The following is an 18,025-nucleotide window of genomic DNA, read 5'->3' as shown; positions in this document are numbered from 1 at the left end:
CATGTGAGCAGATCTTTGCCATACTTCTATAGAGGAAAATAGCGAAAGGATTGTTTTTAGTGTTTGCTAGAGTTCTACTATTAACGGCACTTTTAGTGCCGTTTTGCAGCTTTTCTACTGTGGTTTCTCTTGCGGCTGATGGTAAAACACAGCAAGAAGGGGCTGTGGCGCAGCTGTCTATCGAAAAAATGATTCATTATCCAGTGGTGGTCGATCAACTTTATCAAAGTACTCACTACCGTTTGAACTGGCAAAGTGAAAGCGATGTTGAGCAGTTGATTTTTCAACTAAATCTTGTCGCAATGGCAGAGGTATCAGAAGAGTTTGATAACCAACTTCATCGAATAAACCAGGTTAGATGGCAAGGTGATACTCTTGATTTCGATTTGGTGATGACTGACTCCCTTCTTTTGTATTTAAGTTATTTAGAACAACTGCCAACACAAGGCGTCAATTGGTTGTTTGCAAATGCGCATGATGTGACTTTTCCCGCCCCGAGTATTAATACGCTTTCGACCTTAAGTAATGAGATAACAGTGGGTAAGCTAGATCAGTTCTTAGCTGGTTTACGCTCACCTTTGCAAATCGATGCTGCATTTAATACTGCATACACCTCTTTGTTAGAGCATTCCCAATATAAGTATCCACAGTACGAACAGGAAGGTTTGTTGCGTGTTGGAGATGCATTAGTCAATAAATCAGTTCTGTTAGAACGGATGGCGGTTGTTGGTGTGGATATCAGCGATTTGGACCGCAATCTTTTGATTTATGATGAGAATACCGAACTAGCAGTGAAAGCCTTTCAACGTATACATGGACTGAAGCAAGACGGAGTGATCGGGCCGAACACCATTCGATGGATTAATTTTTCGCCTAAACAGCGCCTGTATCTTTTAGCGCTAAATTCTGAGCGATCAAGAATTTGGGCTAAAGAGCGAGACAATGTCGTATTTGTTAACGTGCCTAGGTATGAAGTGACGTACTGGCATGATGGGCAACCACTTTTTGAATCGAAAGTGGTTGTTGGTAAGTCTTCTAGAAAAACCCCTATTATGACTGGCTCTATGGTATCGGTTGTCCTTAATCCAACTTGGAACGTCCCATGGAAAATCATGGTGAAAGATATTATTCCCAAAGTAAAACGTAATCCCATGTATTTGATACACAATAATATACAAATCATTCGATCATGGAATTCGCGTGAGGTTATTGATCCTACAACCATTAATTGGGCTGCTGTGAACCCGAGGTCCTTTCCTTATCGTATGCAACAAGCCGCGGGGACCAATAATGCGTTGGGACTATACAAGTTCAATATGCCTAATGCACAGGCGATATATCTTCACGATACGCCAAGTAAAAATCTATTTGAGTCCGATAGGCGAGCGTTTAGCTCTGGATGTGTGCGAGTAGAGAATGCAGATCAGTTCGCAGAACTTTTGTTTAAAGCCCAAGGCTTGGAAGAACGATTAGCTAAGAAGCGAGAGAGTGCCCGATTATCAACCACATCAGTACCGTTAGGTGAGCGTATTCCGGTGCACATTATCTATCAAACTGCTTGGTTAGAAGATGGCACACTTTACTATGGCGATGATATTTATCATTACGACCACAACGGCTAATAAGAACTGGATGCAATCTCAACGAGTTTAAAAATTGCCAAAAATTTACATTTGAAAAATTTATTTGTCTGTCAATCACTAACCCGCGACGTCTCGATTTGTTTGTACTAGTGGTGACACCCATCTTAGTAAACAACCGATCATTCTAGCTGGTTTTAGTGAGCACTAGCTGTGACATTTTTTTGGCTTTAGAATAACGACTTATCGAGAGTGCAGCCTTATTAAAAGTCATGTTCCTGCGCTATTTCTAGCCACATATTTACTGTGATTAATATTACGGTCGTGAAATTGATCAAAACAAGGATTTGGGATAACGTTCGCCGTTTGTATGGTTATTGAGCGATGTTTTTATATGGTAAGTCGTAATTTCTCTCGTCGAGATTTCCTCAAAATAACGGCGGGTGGTGTCGTATTAGCGTCTACTATGCCGACTGTGGCTTGGGCATCTCGACCACAAGAGCCAAGAATATTAGCCATGAATAACCTTAACACTGGCGAGTTACTTGAAAGCTGTTACTTCAATGGTAAAGAGTATGTTGATGGTGAATTACAAAAGCTGAATCAGTTTTGTCGCGATCATCGTAGAAATGAAGTCCATAAAATGGATAAAGGTTTGTTTGACCAGTTAAGTCAAATCCAAAAGCTCATTGGTCGTGAGTCTGAAGTGATTGTTATCTCCGGTTATCGTTCACCTGCAACGAACGCATCGCTGCGCAAGGGTTCTTCTCGTGTGGCAAAGAAAAGCCTGCATATGCAAGGGAAAGCCATTGATTTTCGTTTAGACGGGGTCAAGCTTTCAACAGTACGTGATGCGGCGCTGAGTCTTAAAGCGGGAGGGGTTGGTTATTACCCAGGTAGCAACTTCGTTCATATTGATACGGGGCCGGTGCGCTCGTGGTAAGCATGAACTCTTGAAGTCCCTAGGGGTTAGTGTCATAGTTGCTTAAGTTTTAATTTTTTTGGTTGTAAATGTTTTATGGCTCTGAAATATCAAGTTGTCCCAGTGACACCGTTTTCTCAAAACTGTTCTATTGTCTGGTGTGATGAAACAATGAAAGGCGTTGTTATTGACCCAGGTGGTGATGAAAAGCAGCTTGCAGTGTTAATCAAAGAGCTAGGGGTGGACGTGGTTAATTTGGTGCTGACCCACGGACACTTAGACCATGTTGGCGGGACAGAGCCTCTTGCAGCAATGCTTGGTGGAATCGAGATTATAGGGCCACATAAAGCGGATAATTTTTGGTTGCAAGGGTTAGAAGGACAAAGCCAAATGTTTGGTTTTCCTTTGACAGAGGCGTTTGAACCTAATCAGTGGTTAAATGAAGGTGACACTGTCACGTTTGGCAATCAAGTGCTAAATGTGATTCATACTCCGGGCCATACTCCAGGTCACGTCATACTGTACAGTGAAGAATCAAGATTGGCATTTGTGGGAGACGTGTTGTTTAACGGCAGTATTGGTCGAACCGACTTTCCTCAAGGTGACTTTAATACCTTGATCAGTTCGATCAAAGAGAAACTATGGCCGCTAGGTAACGATGTCACCTTTGTGCCTGGCCACGGTCCTCAATCAACGTTTGGACATGAAAGGAAAACTAACCCATTTGTCGCAGATGAGATGCCGCTGTATTAATTTGATATTCATATTAACGCAGTGCTTTTATATTGATTCTGTGACTTTATATGAATGAAGTGCTTTGGCACTAGTTTTATTATTCGTCTGGCTCGGCGGCTGCAAGATAGCGCCGAGTCAAACCAACAAAATCATCCGCTTCTCTGTCTAAGTCATTGGCAGAAATAAACACGTCATAGCCATAGAATGCTCTTTGATATCGCATTCGGTTGGCCAGCATCGCGAGTAAGCCGCCATAACGTTTTCCCTCGCTGTTAATGTATGGTTTCTGATCAAGCACGATATCCTCAAAGCTGTCTTCTCGATTACTCTGTTTTGCTCCCAAATACAATAGGGCTCGTTGACTTAGTAGTATTTCGGTCGCGATACGAGGGCATATTCCATCGAGGTATGGAGAGTAATGTTTGAGGCGTATGCCAATCCAAGGTAAGGGCTGATGCCAGCCTTCTTGTTGATAAGTACATATACCAATCGATTCAATGTTACGCCATCGAACAACCCATCCCCCTTTGAAAAGGTGTTGTTGAAAATGTGTGGCGGTGAGAGTAAACGTAACCTGACTCTTTTTGATTACAAATGCGGCAATACCTACGATGGTTGCCATTAATATGACGGACATCATCGCTTGTTTCCATCCGGGGGAGATAACCACGAGAAATAGGGTAATGGCAGCGGCAAGGAATAACGTGAACCTAGTAAGACGGGAGCCTGGTCTAAAGTGTGAATTGGTCAAATGTTGCGTTTGCATACTTCTTCCCCTAATGATCGTGAGCGAAAATCTTGATTCTCTCTAAGCGTTGATACCTCTGTTTTTATACCCAGTATTCAATAAATCCGTTCACAAAACACTTGATTAAATAGTAGACGTTCTGCGCTAGGAGCGCATTTTTCATCGCGTTTCGCCGCAAAAACCTACAAATTGCCTGTGAATTTTGGTATAAAACGCGCTTCAAATTTTCATCCCTGCTGAGATGCAGTGAACTGGAGAAATATTCAATGAGACTTGCTCATAAGCGTAAAGTGCAAATGAAATTGCAAAAACGCATTAAAGCGACAGTGGCAAACATTGCTGAAGTACACAAATCAGCGAAGCCTGTTGTTGAAAAAGCGGCAGCAGCTTCTGTTGTAGAGAAAACTGTTGCGGAGAAAGTGGTAGCTGAGAAGAAAGTTGCTGCAGCAAAAACTGTTGACGTAGCGTTGACCCCGAAGCAGCAACAAGTGCTAGACATCGTTTTAGCTAATGCAGAAGGTATTAATCCTAAAGGTATTGGTTTAGCTGCGGGTCAAGAAGATGCCAAAGCTGCGTCTTGGGCGACGGGTGCACTGAAGAAGCTTCTTGAAGAAAACCTAGTTCAAAAAGAGCAATTAGCAGGTAATAAAGTTATTTATAAAGCCGTTTAATCACTGCTTAGATGCTTTTTGTAAAAAATACCTCGAATTATTTCGGGGTATTTTTTTGCTTATTGCTTTTCATCACTTAATAAAGTGTAACGGAATCGGCACGGTCTTTGTCACATTTCGTTAAATATTGTGTAAATTTATCATACGAATAATACGTACGTAGTTTCCCGATCAAAGTCATATTCGCTATTTTTAATTCATTAATATTATTAGTTTAATTTATTCTTGGGTGAAAATCTTACGTATTAATACTTAATACTATTGTCTAAAACGTGTATCGCGGTCAAGTGATGTTGCGTGTTCCTCCCCATATCTAATTCAACAATCTTGTTACATCTTTAGTTCCAAGTTACTTCGAGTTTTCACAATGGCCTCATCCGATATCGTTCTTTTCACACTAGGGTGGCGGTGGTGTTTTGTGAGCTCTGGTTGTAATTCGAATCTCCTTAGCATGGATAACCGCTAACAATCTTGGAAATTTATAACCTTGTAAACTTAAAACCTTGTAAACAAAGGACGTGAACGATGAGTTTAATCCAGAAATCTTTGAAACGAGTGCTTAAATCAACAGCAATCGTTGCAGCAATGGCTTTTGTTGCTACCTCTGCTAACGCTGCAGAAAAAGTCTACCGTTTGAAGCTCGCAGAAACATGGGGGCCAAACTTCCCCATTTTTGGTGATGCAACAAAGAACATGGCGAAAATGGCAGAGGAAATGTCAAACGGTCGTCTACAAATCCGCATTGATTCAGCCAACAAACATAAAGCGCCGTTTGGTGTTTTTGATATGGTCAAATCGGGTCAATATGACCTCGGACACTCAGCATCCTATTACTGGAAAGGAAAGGTACCAAATACGCTTTACTTTACCTCAATGCCTTTCGGCATGCTGCCGACTGAGCAGTACGCTTGGTTTTACTACGGCGGTGGTATGGAGTTGATGGAAAAGGTTTATTCGCCACACAATATGTTGTCTTTCCCGGGCGGTAATACAGATACACAGATGGGAGGCTGGTTCCAGAAGGAAATTAAGTCGTTGGATGATCTTCAAGGCTTAAAAATGCGTATTCCAGGGTTTGCTGGAGAAATCCTCGCTGAATTAGGGGCGAAGCCAACCAATATTGCACCGGGTGAGCTTTATACTTCACTAGAACGACGTACGATCGACGCGCTGGAGTGGGTAGGGCCTTCACTGGACCTACGTATGGGTTTTCATAAAATTGCACCGTACTACTACACTGGTTGGCATGAGCCGGCAACCGAGCTTCAGTTCTTAGTTAATAAACGTACTTGGAGCCGCTTGCCCGATGATCTTAAAGCAATTCTACAGGTTGCCATGAAAACCGCTGCTTACGATATGTATACACAATCTAAGCACGAGAGTGGTAAGAACTGGGCATCGATTAAGTCTGAGTATCCAGATGTGGAAGTGAAAGATTTTCCTGTAGAAGTCATGGCTGCGATGCGTTCGGCCAACGATAAGTTACTCAAAGAGCATGCAGAGCAAGATGCTTTGGCAAAAGAAATCCAAGAGTCTCAAGCTAACTACATGAAACAAGTTCGCCCTTGGACGGACATCTCACATCGAGCCTATCTGAACAGCCAAGCTCAGTAATACCCTCGTTCACGAACCAAGCTTGCATAGCTTGGTTCGTGCAACAAGTTCAAGAATAAATTTGATAATCCAAGCTCTGCAATATGGTGGAGTTTAATCAGACGTTCCATGGAGTCAGGAATGAGAAGTCTTGTTTATATCGAACGAATATTTAATCGTTTCAGTGATTTCCTAGGATGGTTGTCTAGCATCCTATTTATATTGTTGCTGATGAACGTAGTTTATGACGTCGTTATGCGTTACGTATTCAATGATGTCTCGATAGCGTTTCAAGAAATGGAATGGCACTTGTTTTCCGCCGTCTTTTTACTTGGTGTGCCTTACGCTATTAAGTCTGGCGGCCATGTTCGCGTCGATATTTTTTATGAACGTCTTTCTTACAAAGCCCAGTCCATCATCGACATAATAGGCACTCTCTTTTTTCTTTTTCCTTTTTGCCTTTTGGTCGCTTGGTTTGGTATCGATTTCGCCAAAGAAAGTTACGCACTAGGAGAAACATCCGGAGACCCTGGAGGATTACCCTATCGATGGATCATTAAAGCGATGATCCCGTTGTCGTTCTTTTTTATGGCGGTGAGTGGTATTGGCTTGCTGCTGCATTCTATTAATAAGATTGTTAACCCTCATCTTATCTATGCCGGTAATAACGGTAAGTCATAAAAGGAAGTCATGATGATCGGTATAGTAATGTTTTTTGTTGCGCTATTTGCGTTGCTGCTTGGCTTCCCTGTTGCGTTTACGTTTGGTGGTATTGCCCTGATTTTTGGTGTTTGGGCAGAAGGCATTGAAATGTTTGCATTTATGCCTTATCGCATTCAGTCCATTATGGAAAATACGGTTTTAATGGCCGTACCGTTATTTGTTTTCATGGGACTGGTGTTACAAAAAACCAAACTTGCAGAGCAGTTGCTTGAATCGATGGGGCGGTTGTTTGGCGGTGTCCGTGGTGGAATCGCTATCTCTACTGTGTTAGTGGGGGCACTGCTTGCGGCCTCAACGGGTGTTGTTGGGGCCTCGGTTGTTGCAATGGGATTGATCTCTCTCCCCGTTATGCTCAAGTACAATTACGATAAAGGCTTAGCATGTGGCACTATTTGTGCGTCAGGGACGTTGGGTCAAATCATACCGCCGTCGATCGTTTTGATTCTATTGGGCGATGTTCTGGGTGTGCCAGTTGGCGATTTGTTTCAAGCAGCCATCTGGCCTGGTTTGGTGCTGGTGGGTGCTTATGTGGTGTATATCTTAATTTATGCCAAGCTAAACCCTGAAGCCGCGCAGTCTATAGAGCGTGACGAAACGATCAGCCGCAAAGAAGAAGTGCTCAGTGCCCTAAAGGCCGTTGTGCCTCCTCTTGCTTTGATCATTGTCGTTTTGGGGTCCATTTTTGCTGGGGTTGCGACTCCGACCGAATCTGCTGCTTTGGGTGGGGCAGGTGCTATAGTATTGGCGCTGTTATATAAGCAGTTTAGTTGGTCGATGGTGTACGAGGCCTCAAAAGAAACAGTCAAAGTCACAGCGATGGTTTTTGCTATTTTGCTCGGTGCAACAGCGTTTTCTATGGCGTTTACTTACACGGGGGGAGATTACTTAGTCGAAGAGTGGATGCTGCAGTTGCCCGGTGAAAAGTGGGGCTTCCTCATTATCACTATGTTGGTCATTCTGATTTTGGGTTTCTTTATCGACTTCGTCGAGATCTGTTTCATCATTGTGCCCATCATCGCGCCAGTGGCAGAATTGCTTGGCATTAATATGACCTGGTTTGCGATTCTGGTTGCGATGAACTTGCAGACATCGTTTTTAACACCACCGTTTGGTTTTAGTTTGTTTTACTTGAAAGGTGTCGCTCCCTCTGGTGTAACAACACGGGATATCTATAAAGGCGTGATGCCATTTATCGCAATCCAAATCGTGGTATTAGCTTCACTGTTATTCTTCCCTGGTTTCTATGGGATGGCGTAATTCAACACGTGATATCGTTTGGTTTTGTTGAAAGTACTGTGAGGTTAAAGAAGAATTTGTGAACTGAGAGTTTTTACCTTTAGAGACAAGTTGCTAATCTGCATTAGCCCTGATGAGCAGTGTTTCATGGAGTGAAAAAATGCCTCTCAAAGCGAAATTAATTCTACTGACACTGATACCTTTGGTATTGGTGTCAGTCAGTATCAGCTGGATTTCTATCTATCAAGCCAAAACACTTGGTCAAAAAGAAGTAGACATTTTTCAGCAAAATCTTATTCATTCAAAAGAAGCGGCGTTGAAAGACACCGTGGATGTCGCTTTCGATTCGATCTCCTACATCTATAATGATCCTACTCTCGAAGAGTCTGTTGCGAAGGCTCGAGTCAAAGATATTTTAAATCGTTTATCTTACGGAACAGACGGGTATTTTTTTGCCTATGATAAGCAGGGCACAAACCTCGTCCATCCTGTTCAACCTGAACTCGTCGGTCAAAACCTTATCGGTCTACAAGATGAAAATGGGGATTGGTTGATTGAAGCCTTGTTATATCAAGCTCAAACTGGGGGAGGGTTTCATCAATATCTATGGAAAAAACCGTCGACAGGTGAGGTGGTTCCTAAACTCAGCTATGCGGCTTGGTTGGAGAAATGGGAATGGATGGTTGGTACTGGGCTGTATATAGAGGATGTAAGCCAAGAAGTGGCAAACATGCGCGCTGCGGTGAATCAAAACATTGAAACCACTTTCTTTTCCGTGGTGGTGATTTTAGTGGTCACTGTGGCGGTGATTATCGTTTTTACGTTAGCAATTAATCTTCATGAACACCGCCTCGCAGACCGAAACCTTAAAGAACTGGCTTATAAAACGGTCATGTTTCAAGAAGATGAGAAAAAACATCTCGCGCGGGAGTTGCATGACGGTATCAATCAACTACTGGTATCAAGCAAGTGCCATCTAGAGTTGATGAATCACCGTTTAGAAGATCAGAACCTTAGATCCCACTTGGATAAATCACAACGGTCATTAATGACTGCGATTAATGAGGTTAGGCACATTTCTCATCAATTACGTCCAAGTGCATTGGATGATATAGGTCTAGAGGCGGCGCTAGCAACGTTACTCCAAGATTTTCACTCTCATTCGGGGATTGATATTGATAGTCACCTTGATGCGCAAGGCGAAAAACTTACTTCAGAAGTGTCCACCACGTTATATCGAGTTGCACAGGAATCTTTAAATAATATTGAAAAGCATGCAAGCGCTCATAAAGTAACGATTATTTTGCAAAAAATGGGCAATATGCTGCAATTATTGATACGAGATGATGGTGTGGGCTTTGCTGCAAATCAATCAACCCATCGTCAAGGTATCGGGTTACGTAATATGCAGGAACGGGTTGAATTTATCGGTGGGGAATTTGAGATAATGAGCGAAGCTGGCTTGGGAACCGAAATTACTGTGCTATTGAATTTGGAAGAGTTAACGTATGGAACAGCCAATTAATATTGTCATTGTCGATGATCATCAGGTGGTGTTAGATGGTTTTACGGCACGTCTAGAATTGGAGCCCGGTATTGAGGTGGTTGGTACCGCCAGTAATGGACTAGAAGCGATTGAAGTAGTAAAGCTGCTGCGGCCGGACGTGATTTTGATGGACATTAGCATGCCCATAATGAACGGTATAGAAGCCACTGGGGTGATCAAAGAAGCAATGCCAGACAGCAAAATCCTCATGTTGACCATGCATGATAACCGAGAATATATCATGAAAGTGATGCAGGCGGGGGCGATGGGGTACATGCTAAAAGAAATTTCTGCTGAAAAAATGGTCCAAGCGATCAAAACCGTCAATCAAGGCTCGACCTACTTTTGTGAATCCGTCACACAGACGTTATTTACGCAGGAAGTCATTCCGGCTAGCCAAAAACCTAACCCTTTAAGCCGCAGAGAAGAGGCAGTGTTAAAGTTGGTTGCTCAGGGACACAGTAGTAAAAAAATCGCCACGTTATTGAACATCAGTTACCGAACAGTAGAAACGCATCGCCATAACATCAAACATAAACTCGATTTGCACTCTACCGCTGAGTTGGCGAAATACGCATTTGAAACAGGACTAACTTAGCAGCGTGGCGGGGTTCATCGTGGGATGAGTGCTCGCTGAAAACGAGCACGTGTAAGTGGCTAACGCATATTACTGTGCTTTGTACTCGGTCTGGGTAATGCTTCCTAGTTCTAGCATTGGAGCAACGTCTATATCTTCAGCGTTCATCATTGCTGAAATTCGCTGTACTGAAGACAACAGCAAAGTTTGTTCCCATTCTTCCAGTTTTTGGTAGCGATTAATGAAGTGTTCCTGTAACGGAGTTGGCGCTTGTCTTAACGCCTCCTGTCCCTTAGCAGTCAGTACCGCATGGACTTTGCGTTTGTCTTGTACACTACGTTGACGCTCAACGAACTGGCCTCGTTCTAGCCTGTCCAGTATGGTCGTCGCTGTTGCTTGGCTCATATTAGTATGGCTAGATAATTGCTTTATCGTCACGTTATCTAACTCATTGATTGCTTGCATCAAAATCAATTGTGGGCCGGTCAAGCCAGACTCTTTGCTTAGTTTTTTTGAGTGTAAATCAATAGCGCGGATGATCTGACGAATCGAGACCAATACTTCTTCGTACTTTTCCAATTTTTTCATCCAGTCTGTGTGAATATTTAACGAGCCGACACTAACTTAAAAGTACGTCTATTTAAAGAGATCCAATAAAAAATTATCTCAATAATATTCATTTTTTCTTCTACTGATAAGTCAGCACGATACCAAACCCACCGATTAACAAATCAACCCGATTTATTTGGGTTCTCTTCAATCGCAAAAAGCTCTAAAACCGATAGTGAAAACGATAAATTTATTATAGCAGTAATTATTTGTGGTCTAACTAATTGAAAGGCTAGGTGCTACCTCTCATTGCCAAAAATCTTTGATAATCATGTGGTAAATTTGGCTTTTTTGTCGGTTTTTATAGACAAAATCAATATGGGTGTTAGGATCTTGCGCCGTCATGGAATGTAAATCGCATCGTGTTCGAATGATTTTTTATAGTTGGATGCGAAATGAGTACAGAGAAATAGAGAGGAACGATGACAAAGGGTATAGATAAGTACAGTATCGATAGTACCGACTATACAGTGGGGCAAGATAATGTGCAGAAATGGGGATTTGATGTTCATAACCCTGTGTTTGGTATTAGTGCAGGTTTAATCGCACTATTTTTGGTCGCAGCATTAGTTTTAGACGCTCACACTGCTAAAACAGTACTTGATGGGCTAAAGTGGAAAATCATCGGCTCATTCGATTGGTTGTTCATTATTTCAGGTAATATTTTCGTTATTTTCTGCTTTGCGTTGATCTTGTCGCCTCTGGGTAAGATCCGGCTCGGTGGCAAAGATGCGGTAGCCGACTATTCTTTTATGTCTTGGCTGGCAATGCTATTTGCAGCCGGTATGGGTATCGGTTTGATGTTCTGGAGTGTTGCAGAGCCGGTCGCTTACTTTACAGGCTGGTATGAAACGCCGCTTGGTGTCGAAGCAAACACGCCTGAAGCAGCAAGACTGGCATTGGGCGCGACGATGTTCCACTGGGGACTTCATCCATGGGCGATTTACGGCGTTGTTGCACTTTCCTTAGCATTTTTTGCCTACAACAAAGGCCTGCCACTTTCAATGCGTTCTATTTTCTACCCGCTGTTGGGTGATCGTGCTTGGGGCTGGGCTGGCCATATTGTTGATATTCTTGCTGTGCTTGCCACATTGTTTGGATTGGCGACGTCACTGGGTTTAGGCGCACAACAAGCAGCGAGTGGTATTCATCATGTATTCGGTGTTGATGCAGGTATTGGTTTGCAGATCGTTGTTATTACGGTCGTTACGTTACTTGCAGTTGTTTCGGTTGTCCGTGGTATTGATGGTGGTGTGAAAGTTATCAGTAACATCAACATGCTGGTAGCTTTCTTGTTGCTTGTTCTCGTCGGTTTGATTGGCTGGGCAGCGAGCTTAGGATCGATTCCAACGACACTCATGGCTTATGTTGAAAACATCATCCCTCTGAGCAATCCGTTTGGTCGTACTGATGAAGCGTGGTTTCAAGGTTGGACTGTGTTCTATTGGGCTTGGTGGATTTCATGGTCACCATTTGTAGGCATGTTTATCGCTCGTGTTTCTCGTGGCCGTACCGTACGTGAATTCATTACCGCTGTTCTGCTTGTTCCAACGTTTGTAACAGTGATTTGGATGTCAGTATTTGGTGGATTGGCAATAGAGCAGGTCGTCGATAAAGTAGGAATACTGGGTGAGAATGGCTTAACTGATGTTTCGTTGGCTATGTTCCAAATGTTTGATGCGCTCCCATTCGGTAACATACTGTCAATCATAGCGATTGTATTGGTATTGGTATTCTTTATCACGTCATCAGACTCTGGCTCTTTGGTTATCGATAGTATTACTGCTGGTGGTAAGGTTGATGCACCTGTGCCGCAACGCATTTTCTGGGCGTTCATGGAAGGGGCTATCGCAGTTGCTCTGCTGTGGATTGGTGGTTCAGAAGCGGTTCAGGCACTTCAGGCTGGAGCGATTTCAACCGCATTGCCGTTTACTATTATCCTGCTTGCTATGTGTGTAAGCCTAATAATGGGTATGAAAACAGAACGCGACTACTAAAGTGTAAAGTAGCTTATCTAACAGCGAGTTATCAAGCCAGCATTATGCTGGCTTTTTTTGTGCTATCTTTCTGACGGTCGACAAAAAAATGACACGTAAAAGTATTTATTTTACAAAGAGTTAGTGAAAGGTGTTGGTGGTTAAAATTTGGTGGATATCTGTAGGAAAGCGTGTAATATCTCCGCACCTTAATAGTTGTCTAAATTCAAGTTCATCTAATGAAGCTATCACTAAAACAAAAACTTATTGGAGCGAGTTTATCTGCCGTCGTTGTTATGGCAGCAGCTCTTACTTGGTTGTCTGCCAGTCAATTGTCCGAACAAACGCGTTCAGGTGTTTATGCCAGAGCCCAGAGCTTGAGTAGTTCTGCTTCAGAAGGGATCTCCGACTGGGTGAGCATTAGAAAAGAGATTGCCTCTGCATTTAATGATTACTCTACGGAGCAAGATGTTGTTCCTTTCTTACAACAGTCCCGTAAAGCGGCTGGCTTTGACGATATCTTTTTAGGAACACCAAGCGGGGGGATGTTCCGTTCTCACCCTGAGCGCAATCGTGCTGATTACGATCCTAGAACACGCCCATGGTACAAAGATGCCAAAGCGGCAGGAAAGCAAATTATTACAGCGGCCTATCAGGATGCAATTACCAATGCTTTGTTGGTGACGATTGCTGAGCCAGTGATGAAAAGTGGCAAACTGGTTGGTGTCGTTGGTGCAGATGTACTGATTGACCAACTGATCAGTGATGTTATTAATATTGACGCAGGCAAAAATGCCCACGCGATGTTAATTGATATGAAAGATGGCACTTTTCTCGCTCACCCTGATAAAAGCTTAGCTCTTAAGCCCGTCAGCAGTTTGCTTAAAGGATTTTCTGAGAGTGATATTCAGCGTGCTGCCGAGCAGGCGAAACTGGTCAGTATTGTTGTTAGTGGTCAAGAGAAGTTTTTTTACTTCAAGCAAGTCGCGGGTACCCAGTGGATATTTGCTATAGAGATGGACCGTGCCACGGAAGAGTCAGGCAAATCTGACCTGATACGTGGGTTACTTATTGCAGCAGTACTGATTACTGCGTTGGTGATTGTGTCAGTATCGTGGTTGGTGAGTTACTTGTTCCGTGACTTAAGCCGAGTATCTGATGCACTGGAAGAAATCGCGTCTGGTGACGGTGATCTAACACAACGTCTAGAGCCTCGCAGTGATGATGAAGTTGGTCGATTGGCAGGTAGCTTTAACCGTTTTGTCGGAAACATGCACACCATGGTGACAAAGTTAAGCCATGTATCAACCGCTCTTGCTGAGCAAGCTCGGACTGCTGCACAACAATCTGAGGAGCGTAGCCAGCGAATTTCTTATCAGCAAGATGAGATCAATATGGTGGCAACTGCAGTCAACGAAATGGCGGCAGCAACGCAGGAAATTGCTGGTAATGCGGACAGCACGGCAAATAACTCTGAAGAAGCAGTAGCGTCTTGCGCTCATGGTTCTACTCAGGTTGCTCAGACCCAAAGTTCAATACAGAATCTGGCTCAAGAAGTGCAAGTTGCGACAAACGTGATTCAAGAGCTTGAAGCGCATGGTAACAGTATTAATACGATACTATCGACTATTCAAGGGATTGCAGAGCAAACCAATTTACTTGCGTTAAATGCAGCCATTGAAGCGGCACGTGCCGGTGAGCAGGGGCGCGGCTTTGCTGTCGTTGCTGACGAGGTTCGTGTATTGAGTCAGCGTACTCATGCGTCGACGCAAGAAATCCAAGAAACGATTGAAATGCTGCAAGGAACCACAGCGAAAGCCGTTAATATCATGGGAGATAGCCGCCGACTGGCAGAAACGAGTGTTGATGACGCGAATTCTGCAGCAACGAGCTTGACTCAGATTCATAGCGCTGTAGAAAGAATTAGTGATATGGCGATGCAAATTGCCTCGGCGGCAGAAGAGCAAGCTTCAGTGACTTCGGAGATAACACGGAACACAGAAGGGATCCGAGATGTGTCTAACGAGTTGTCACAGGAAGCGGGACAAGCTGCAGAGCAGGCGGCGTATTTGTCGCAGTTATCCCATGAGTTGGAACAAGAATTAAAGCGTTTTAAACTGTAACGTTTAAGTCGCTAAGCGAGTACTAATCGTAATAAATAACTGGTCATTCTAGCTTGTTAAAATACTCGCTAACGGCGTTATAAATTTCTTGTCATAACGTTCGCGTCATAATAAATAAAGGAGCCGAGTCGGCTCCTTTATTATTTTCGGACTTTATCTTCAGGACCGCTACAACCAAAAGTGGCTAATGGGGTCGCTATCGTCGTAATGGTGGGCGATTTGCGCTTGCAGTAATTCAGCAGTCGCGATGGCATCAGTAAGTGCATGGTGTGGCGTGTAATCAGGTAAACCATAACGACGACGAGATTGCGCCAGCCTGACGGATTCAGGCTTCTTACCTTTTATCTTTTCCCACAAGTTGCGGGCTCGAGTGTGTTGGATGGTTTCTTCGAGTTTGAGTGTATCGACAACAGGGAACTCGATGCCTTCTCCGATTCTACTCTTAAGGGCATTGTTGAGAAATTCACGCTCAATACGGCGATAATGAACCACGACGATTTTGCCACTTAAGCAAGGCAGCAATTCTTCAAGAATATCGCTTAAATCCGGCGCGTCGATCAAGTCACTATGGGTGATGCCATGAATAATGACCGAGTCTTCTTTTAACTGTTTCTTAGGTCTCACTTTCCAATGGCGTGAGTCACGTAAGAATACACGTCTCAGATTGAAGGGGACCAATCCAATCGTAATAATGTCGTGTTTCTCTGGGTTTAAGCCCGTAGTTTCGAAGTCCATTGCCACGAACTCTATCTCAGAAATAGGGGTCTCTGGTGCTGGAAGTTCCGTACTATAAAACGCGACTAAACGATCATCATTTGCCAGCTCGCGTTTTTGAGCAAACTTTGCTGGCCACTGAATGATAGGTTTTTCAAAAAGCCATTTGAACATGTTCAACCTCACTTGAAGCTCTTTGTTGCTTGATAGCGGAACTTAAGGAAGTTCTGACCATTACTTAAGATTTGGAATGCATCTTTTAGATTACGACGCTCGAAATCTGACAGGTTTTCTGGCTCGATATTATTGTCTGGCTCGATGTTGAGTTCGACGTCAGTGGCTTGGTGACGAATTCGCACCATTGAGATAAATTCCAACGCGTCCTTTAGATCTTGTGCCCGACCTTTCGGTAATATCCCTGCGTCAATGATATCATCAAGGCGTTCAAATGAGTTTTGAGCTCTAGAGCCAACAGCGAGCGAGTGCACCCTGATTAAGTCAACTAGTGGCGCAGTGCCACGACGTTTGAGGTTGATTGAGTTTTTGTGTTGACCGTCTTTCTCCATGACAAAGTCTTTAAAGAAACCAAGTGGCGGCGTACGGTTAAGCGCATTACGAGCAAGGCAAGCGAGGAACCGGTTATTTTTACGCGCGCGACGCACAATAAAACTGGTGAGCTGCTCAGCCCACTTCAAGCGACCGTAGACACCATCTAAGTCAAAAAAGATTGATGCATTGAGTAGCGCTTTAGGATTTGGGTTATCGATCCAATCAGCGAAGCATTCTTCCCATTGCGAACGCGTCATGCGCCACATCGGATTCGTTGCCATGATGTCACCGGTACAATATTTATAACCGCATGCGTCAAGACCATCACTGACAAATTTGGCGAGTTCTGCAAAGTATTTGCCATGCTTCTCTTCCTCGTAGCTTTCGTCAAGAATAATCGCATTGTCTTGATCGGTAACTAAAAGCTGTTCATCTCGCCCCATCGAGCCGAGTGCAAGGAAACAGTATGGGATAGGTGGTGGACCTAATTCTTCCTCTGCCATCTCAAGTAATCGCTGTTTGAAACTACGGCCGATCACCGACATCGCGCTGCCAACCATATGAGAATTAGCATCTTCATTTACTAAGCGAACAAAACTGCTTTTCACTTCTGCTGCGACAGCTGCCAAATCTTCGATAGTTTGTTGCTGGAAAATACTACTAACAAGCAGGAGTGAGCTTTGAGATTCATAACGAACGATGTCCGTCGTTTCAATAATGCCGATTGGCAATTGATTTTTAACGACGGGTAGATGATGAACGTTATAGCGCAACATGGTTAGCATCGCTTCATAAACGTAAGCGTTGTGATCTAAAGACATCACTTCGGTTGTCATCACAGTAGACACTTCGTCTTGTGGAGAAATCCCTTCAGCGAGCACTCGTGCACACAAATCTCTGTCCGTAATTATACCGACAACTGGGGATTGCGGGTCATCGTCGTCTTGAACGAAGTCCGGATCAACAATAAGCAGCGCTGAGATATTGTCATTTGCCATCAGTTGCGCTGCTTGTTGTATTGTGTGATCACGTGGAATCGTTGGCACATCACGGGTCAATAAGTTTTTTACCTTTGACGTCGTCAAATCATTCGCATCTTTGTTGACCGATATCGCTTGACGCAAACGAGAGCTGTTTTCCACCTCGACAAAGTCAGCAAAAGAGTCGTACTCCTCATAAATTTCTTGAAATAAATCTACAGGGATACAATAGAGGAGGGTGTCCTCGATGGCTTTAACAGGGAAACGGACTTTGTTGTTGGTAAGAAGCCCCATTTGGCCAAATAGATCGCCTTCGTCTAGTCGGTTATAGAGTTCTCCTTTTCGTCGATATACTTCGACGACACCACTTCTGACCACATAGAGATCTTGAATATCGTCACCAAAATGGATGATGGGAGTATCTTGGCGATAATACGAGATTTCGACGCTTTCTGTTATTTTGGTGAGAACATCTTCAGGAAGTTCATTGAATGGGGGGTACTTGGCGAAAAAGTTATAGATCTCGAGAAGTTCTGCTTCCATCAAGGTACCTTTTGGTTGTGCAAAGAATAAAGTAATCTTAACGTAGTTTTAAAACAGAGTCTTATCTGATATCTATTTTTGCTGTTTATTCATAAGATTCGGATGTGTAACACGGCAAATCGTAGAGAAATTGGTTAGCATACTGTCTGATCTTAGTCTGTTGTCTGAGTCAGCGGTTTACTTAGATGGGTGTCAAAGAT

15 protein-coding genes are annotated in these 18,025 nt (G+C 43.4%); 11 read left to right on the top strand and 4 right to left on the bottom strand.

The genetic code is table 11. The features are described from left to right. Positions 1-59 precede the first annotated feature (59 nt). The 3 genes from ONE56_RS08020 (at position 60) to ONE56_RS08010 (ending at position 3,255) form a co-directional block, all read left to right on the top strand. Positions 60-1,622, top strand: coding sequence for a L,D-transpeptidase family protein (locus ONE56_RS08020; RefSeq protein WP_423839632.1), 1,563 nt, complete (start codon positions 60-62; stop codon positions 1,620-1,622). Positions 1,623-1,974: 352 nt separating this feature from the next. Continuing rightward, entirely contained in the window at positions 1,975-2,523 is a 549-nt protein-coding gene (locus ONE56_RS08015) for a DUF882 domain-containing protein (RefSeq protein WP_041155551.1), read from the top strand. A gap of 75 nt (positions 2,524-2,598) precedes the next feature. Beyond that, positions 2,599-3,255, top strand: a complete 657-nt coding sequence (locus ONE56_RS08010) for an MBL fold metallo-hydrolase (RefSeq protein WP_041155473.1) — start codon at positions 2,599-2,601, stop codon at positions 3,253-3,255. Positions 3,256-3,334: 79 nt separating this feature from the next. On the opposite strand, the gene ONE56_RS08005 is transcribed toward ONE56_RS08010, so the two are convergent. Then, the gene (locus tag ONE56_RS08005) at positions 3,335-4,003 is read right to left on the bottom strand and encodes a DUF2982 domain-containing protein (RefSeq protein ID WP_331437563.1); all 669 of its coding nucleotides are present in this window, start codon (positions 4,001-4,003) and stop codon (positions 3,335-3,337) included. A gap of 248 nt (positions 4,004-4,251) precedes the next feature. Here ONE56_RS08005 and ONE56_RS08000 point away from each other — a divergent pair, with 248 nt between their 5' ends. The 6 genes from ONE56_RS08000 to ONE56_RS07975 all read left to right on the top strand — a co-directional run bounded on the left by ONE56_RS08000 (position 4,252) and on the right by ONE56_RS07975 (position 10,352). Then, positions 4,252-4,656 (top strand): hypothetical protein, encoded by a 405-nt coding sequence (locus ONE56_RS08000; RefSeq protein WP_041155475.1) that lies wholly within the window; start codon positions 4,252-4,254, stop codon positions 4,654-4,656. A gap of 525 nt (positions 4,657-5,181) precedes the next feature. Further along, a complete protein-coding gene (locus ONE56_RS07995) occupies positions 5,182-6,270 on the top strand; it encodes a TRAP transporter substrate-binding protein (protein WP_331437562.1) in 1,089 nt (362 codons plus the stop codon). A 120-nt stretch (positions 6,271-6,390) separates the two neighbouring features. Then, the gene (locus ONE56_RS07990; RefSeq protein WP_041155477.1) at positions 6,391-6,930 is read left to right on the top strand and encodes a TRAP transporter small permease subunit; all 540 of its coding nucleotides are present in this window, start codon (positions 6,391-6,393) and stop codon (positions 6,928-6,930) included. A 12-nt stretch (positions 6,931-6,942) separates the two neighbouring features. After that, a complete protein-coding gene (locus tag ONE56_RS07985; protein WP_331437561.1) occupies positions 6,943-8,229 on the top strand; it encodes a TRAP transporter large permease in 1,287 nt (428 codons plus the stop codon). 139 nt (positions 8,230-8,368) lie between these two features. After that, positions 8,369-9,733, top strand: coding sequence for a cache domain-containing protein (locus ONE56_RS07980; protein WP_041155478.1), 1,365 nt, complete (start codon positions 8,369-8,371; stop codon positions 9,731-9,733). Then, a complete protein-coding gene (locus tag ONE56_RS07975; protein WP_041155479.1) occupies positions 9,717-10,352 on the top strand; it encodes a response regulator transcription factor in 636 nt (211 codons plus the stop codon). The genes ONE56_RS07980 and ONE56_RS07975 overlap by 17 nt, the downstream gene beginning before the upstream one ends. Positions 10,353-10,421: 69 nt before the next feature. Here ONE56_RS07975 and ONE56_RS07970 read toward each other — a convergent pair whose 3' ends face one another. Then, positions 10,422-10,910 (bottom strand): MarR family winged helix-turn-helix transcriptional regulator, encoded by a 489-nt coding sequence (locus tag ONE56_RS07970; protein ID WP_041155552.1) that lies wholly within the window; start codon positions 10,908-10,910, stop codon positions 10,422-10,424. Between the two features lie 452 nt (positions 10,911-11,362). Between ONE56_RS07970 and ONE56_RS07965 the strand changes: the two genes are divergently transcribed. Continuing rightward, on the top strand, positions 11,363-12,937 hold the full coding sequence (locus ONE56_RS07965) for a BCCT family transporter (RefSeq protein ID WP_331437560.1): 1,575 nt from the start codon (positions 11,363-11,365) through the stop codon (positions 12,935-12,937). A gap of 218 nt (positions 12,938-13,155) precedes the next feature. Next, on the top strand, positions 13,156-15,039 hold the full coding sequence (locus ONE56_RS07960) for a methyl-accepting chemotaxis protein (protein WP_423839631.1): 1,884 nt from the start codon (positions 13,156-13,158) through the stop codon (positions 15,037-15,039). A 168-nt stretch (positions 15,040-15,207) separates the two neighbouring features. Here ONE56_RS07960 and ONE56_RS07955 read toward each other — a convergent pair whose 3' ends face one another. Together ONE56_RS07955 and ONE56_RS07950 are read right to left on the bottom strand one after the other, a co-directional pair. Then, positions 15,208-15,927 carry a 3'-5' exonuclease gene (locus tag ONE56_RS07955; protein ID WP_041155553.1) on the bottom strand — a complete coding sequence of 240 codons (720 nt, stop codon included), beginning with the start codon at positions 15,925-15,927 and terminating at the stop codon, positions 15,208-15,210. A gap of 8 nt (positions 15,928-15,935) precedes the next feature. After that, entirely contained in the window at positions 15,936-17,825 is a 1,890-nt protein-coding gene (locus tag ONE56_RS07950; protein WP_331437558.1) for a DUF294 nucleotidyltransferase-like domain-containing protein, read from the bottom strand. Between the last annotated feature and the right edge of the window lie 200 nt (positions 17,826-18,025).

Source organism: Vibrio mytili (assembly GCF_049563345.1).
GTDB classification, from domain to species: domain Bacteria; phylum Pseudomonadota; class Gammaproteobacteria; order Enterobacterales; family Vibrionaceae; genus Vibrio; species Vibrio mytili.
Note: the sequence above shows the minus strand (reverse complement) of the source record. Positions and strands in the feature narration are given on the sequence as shown.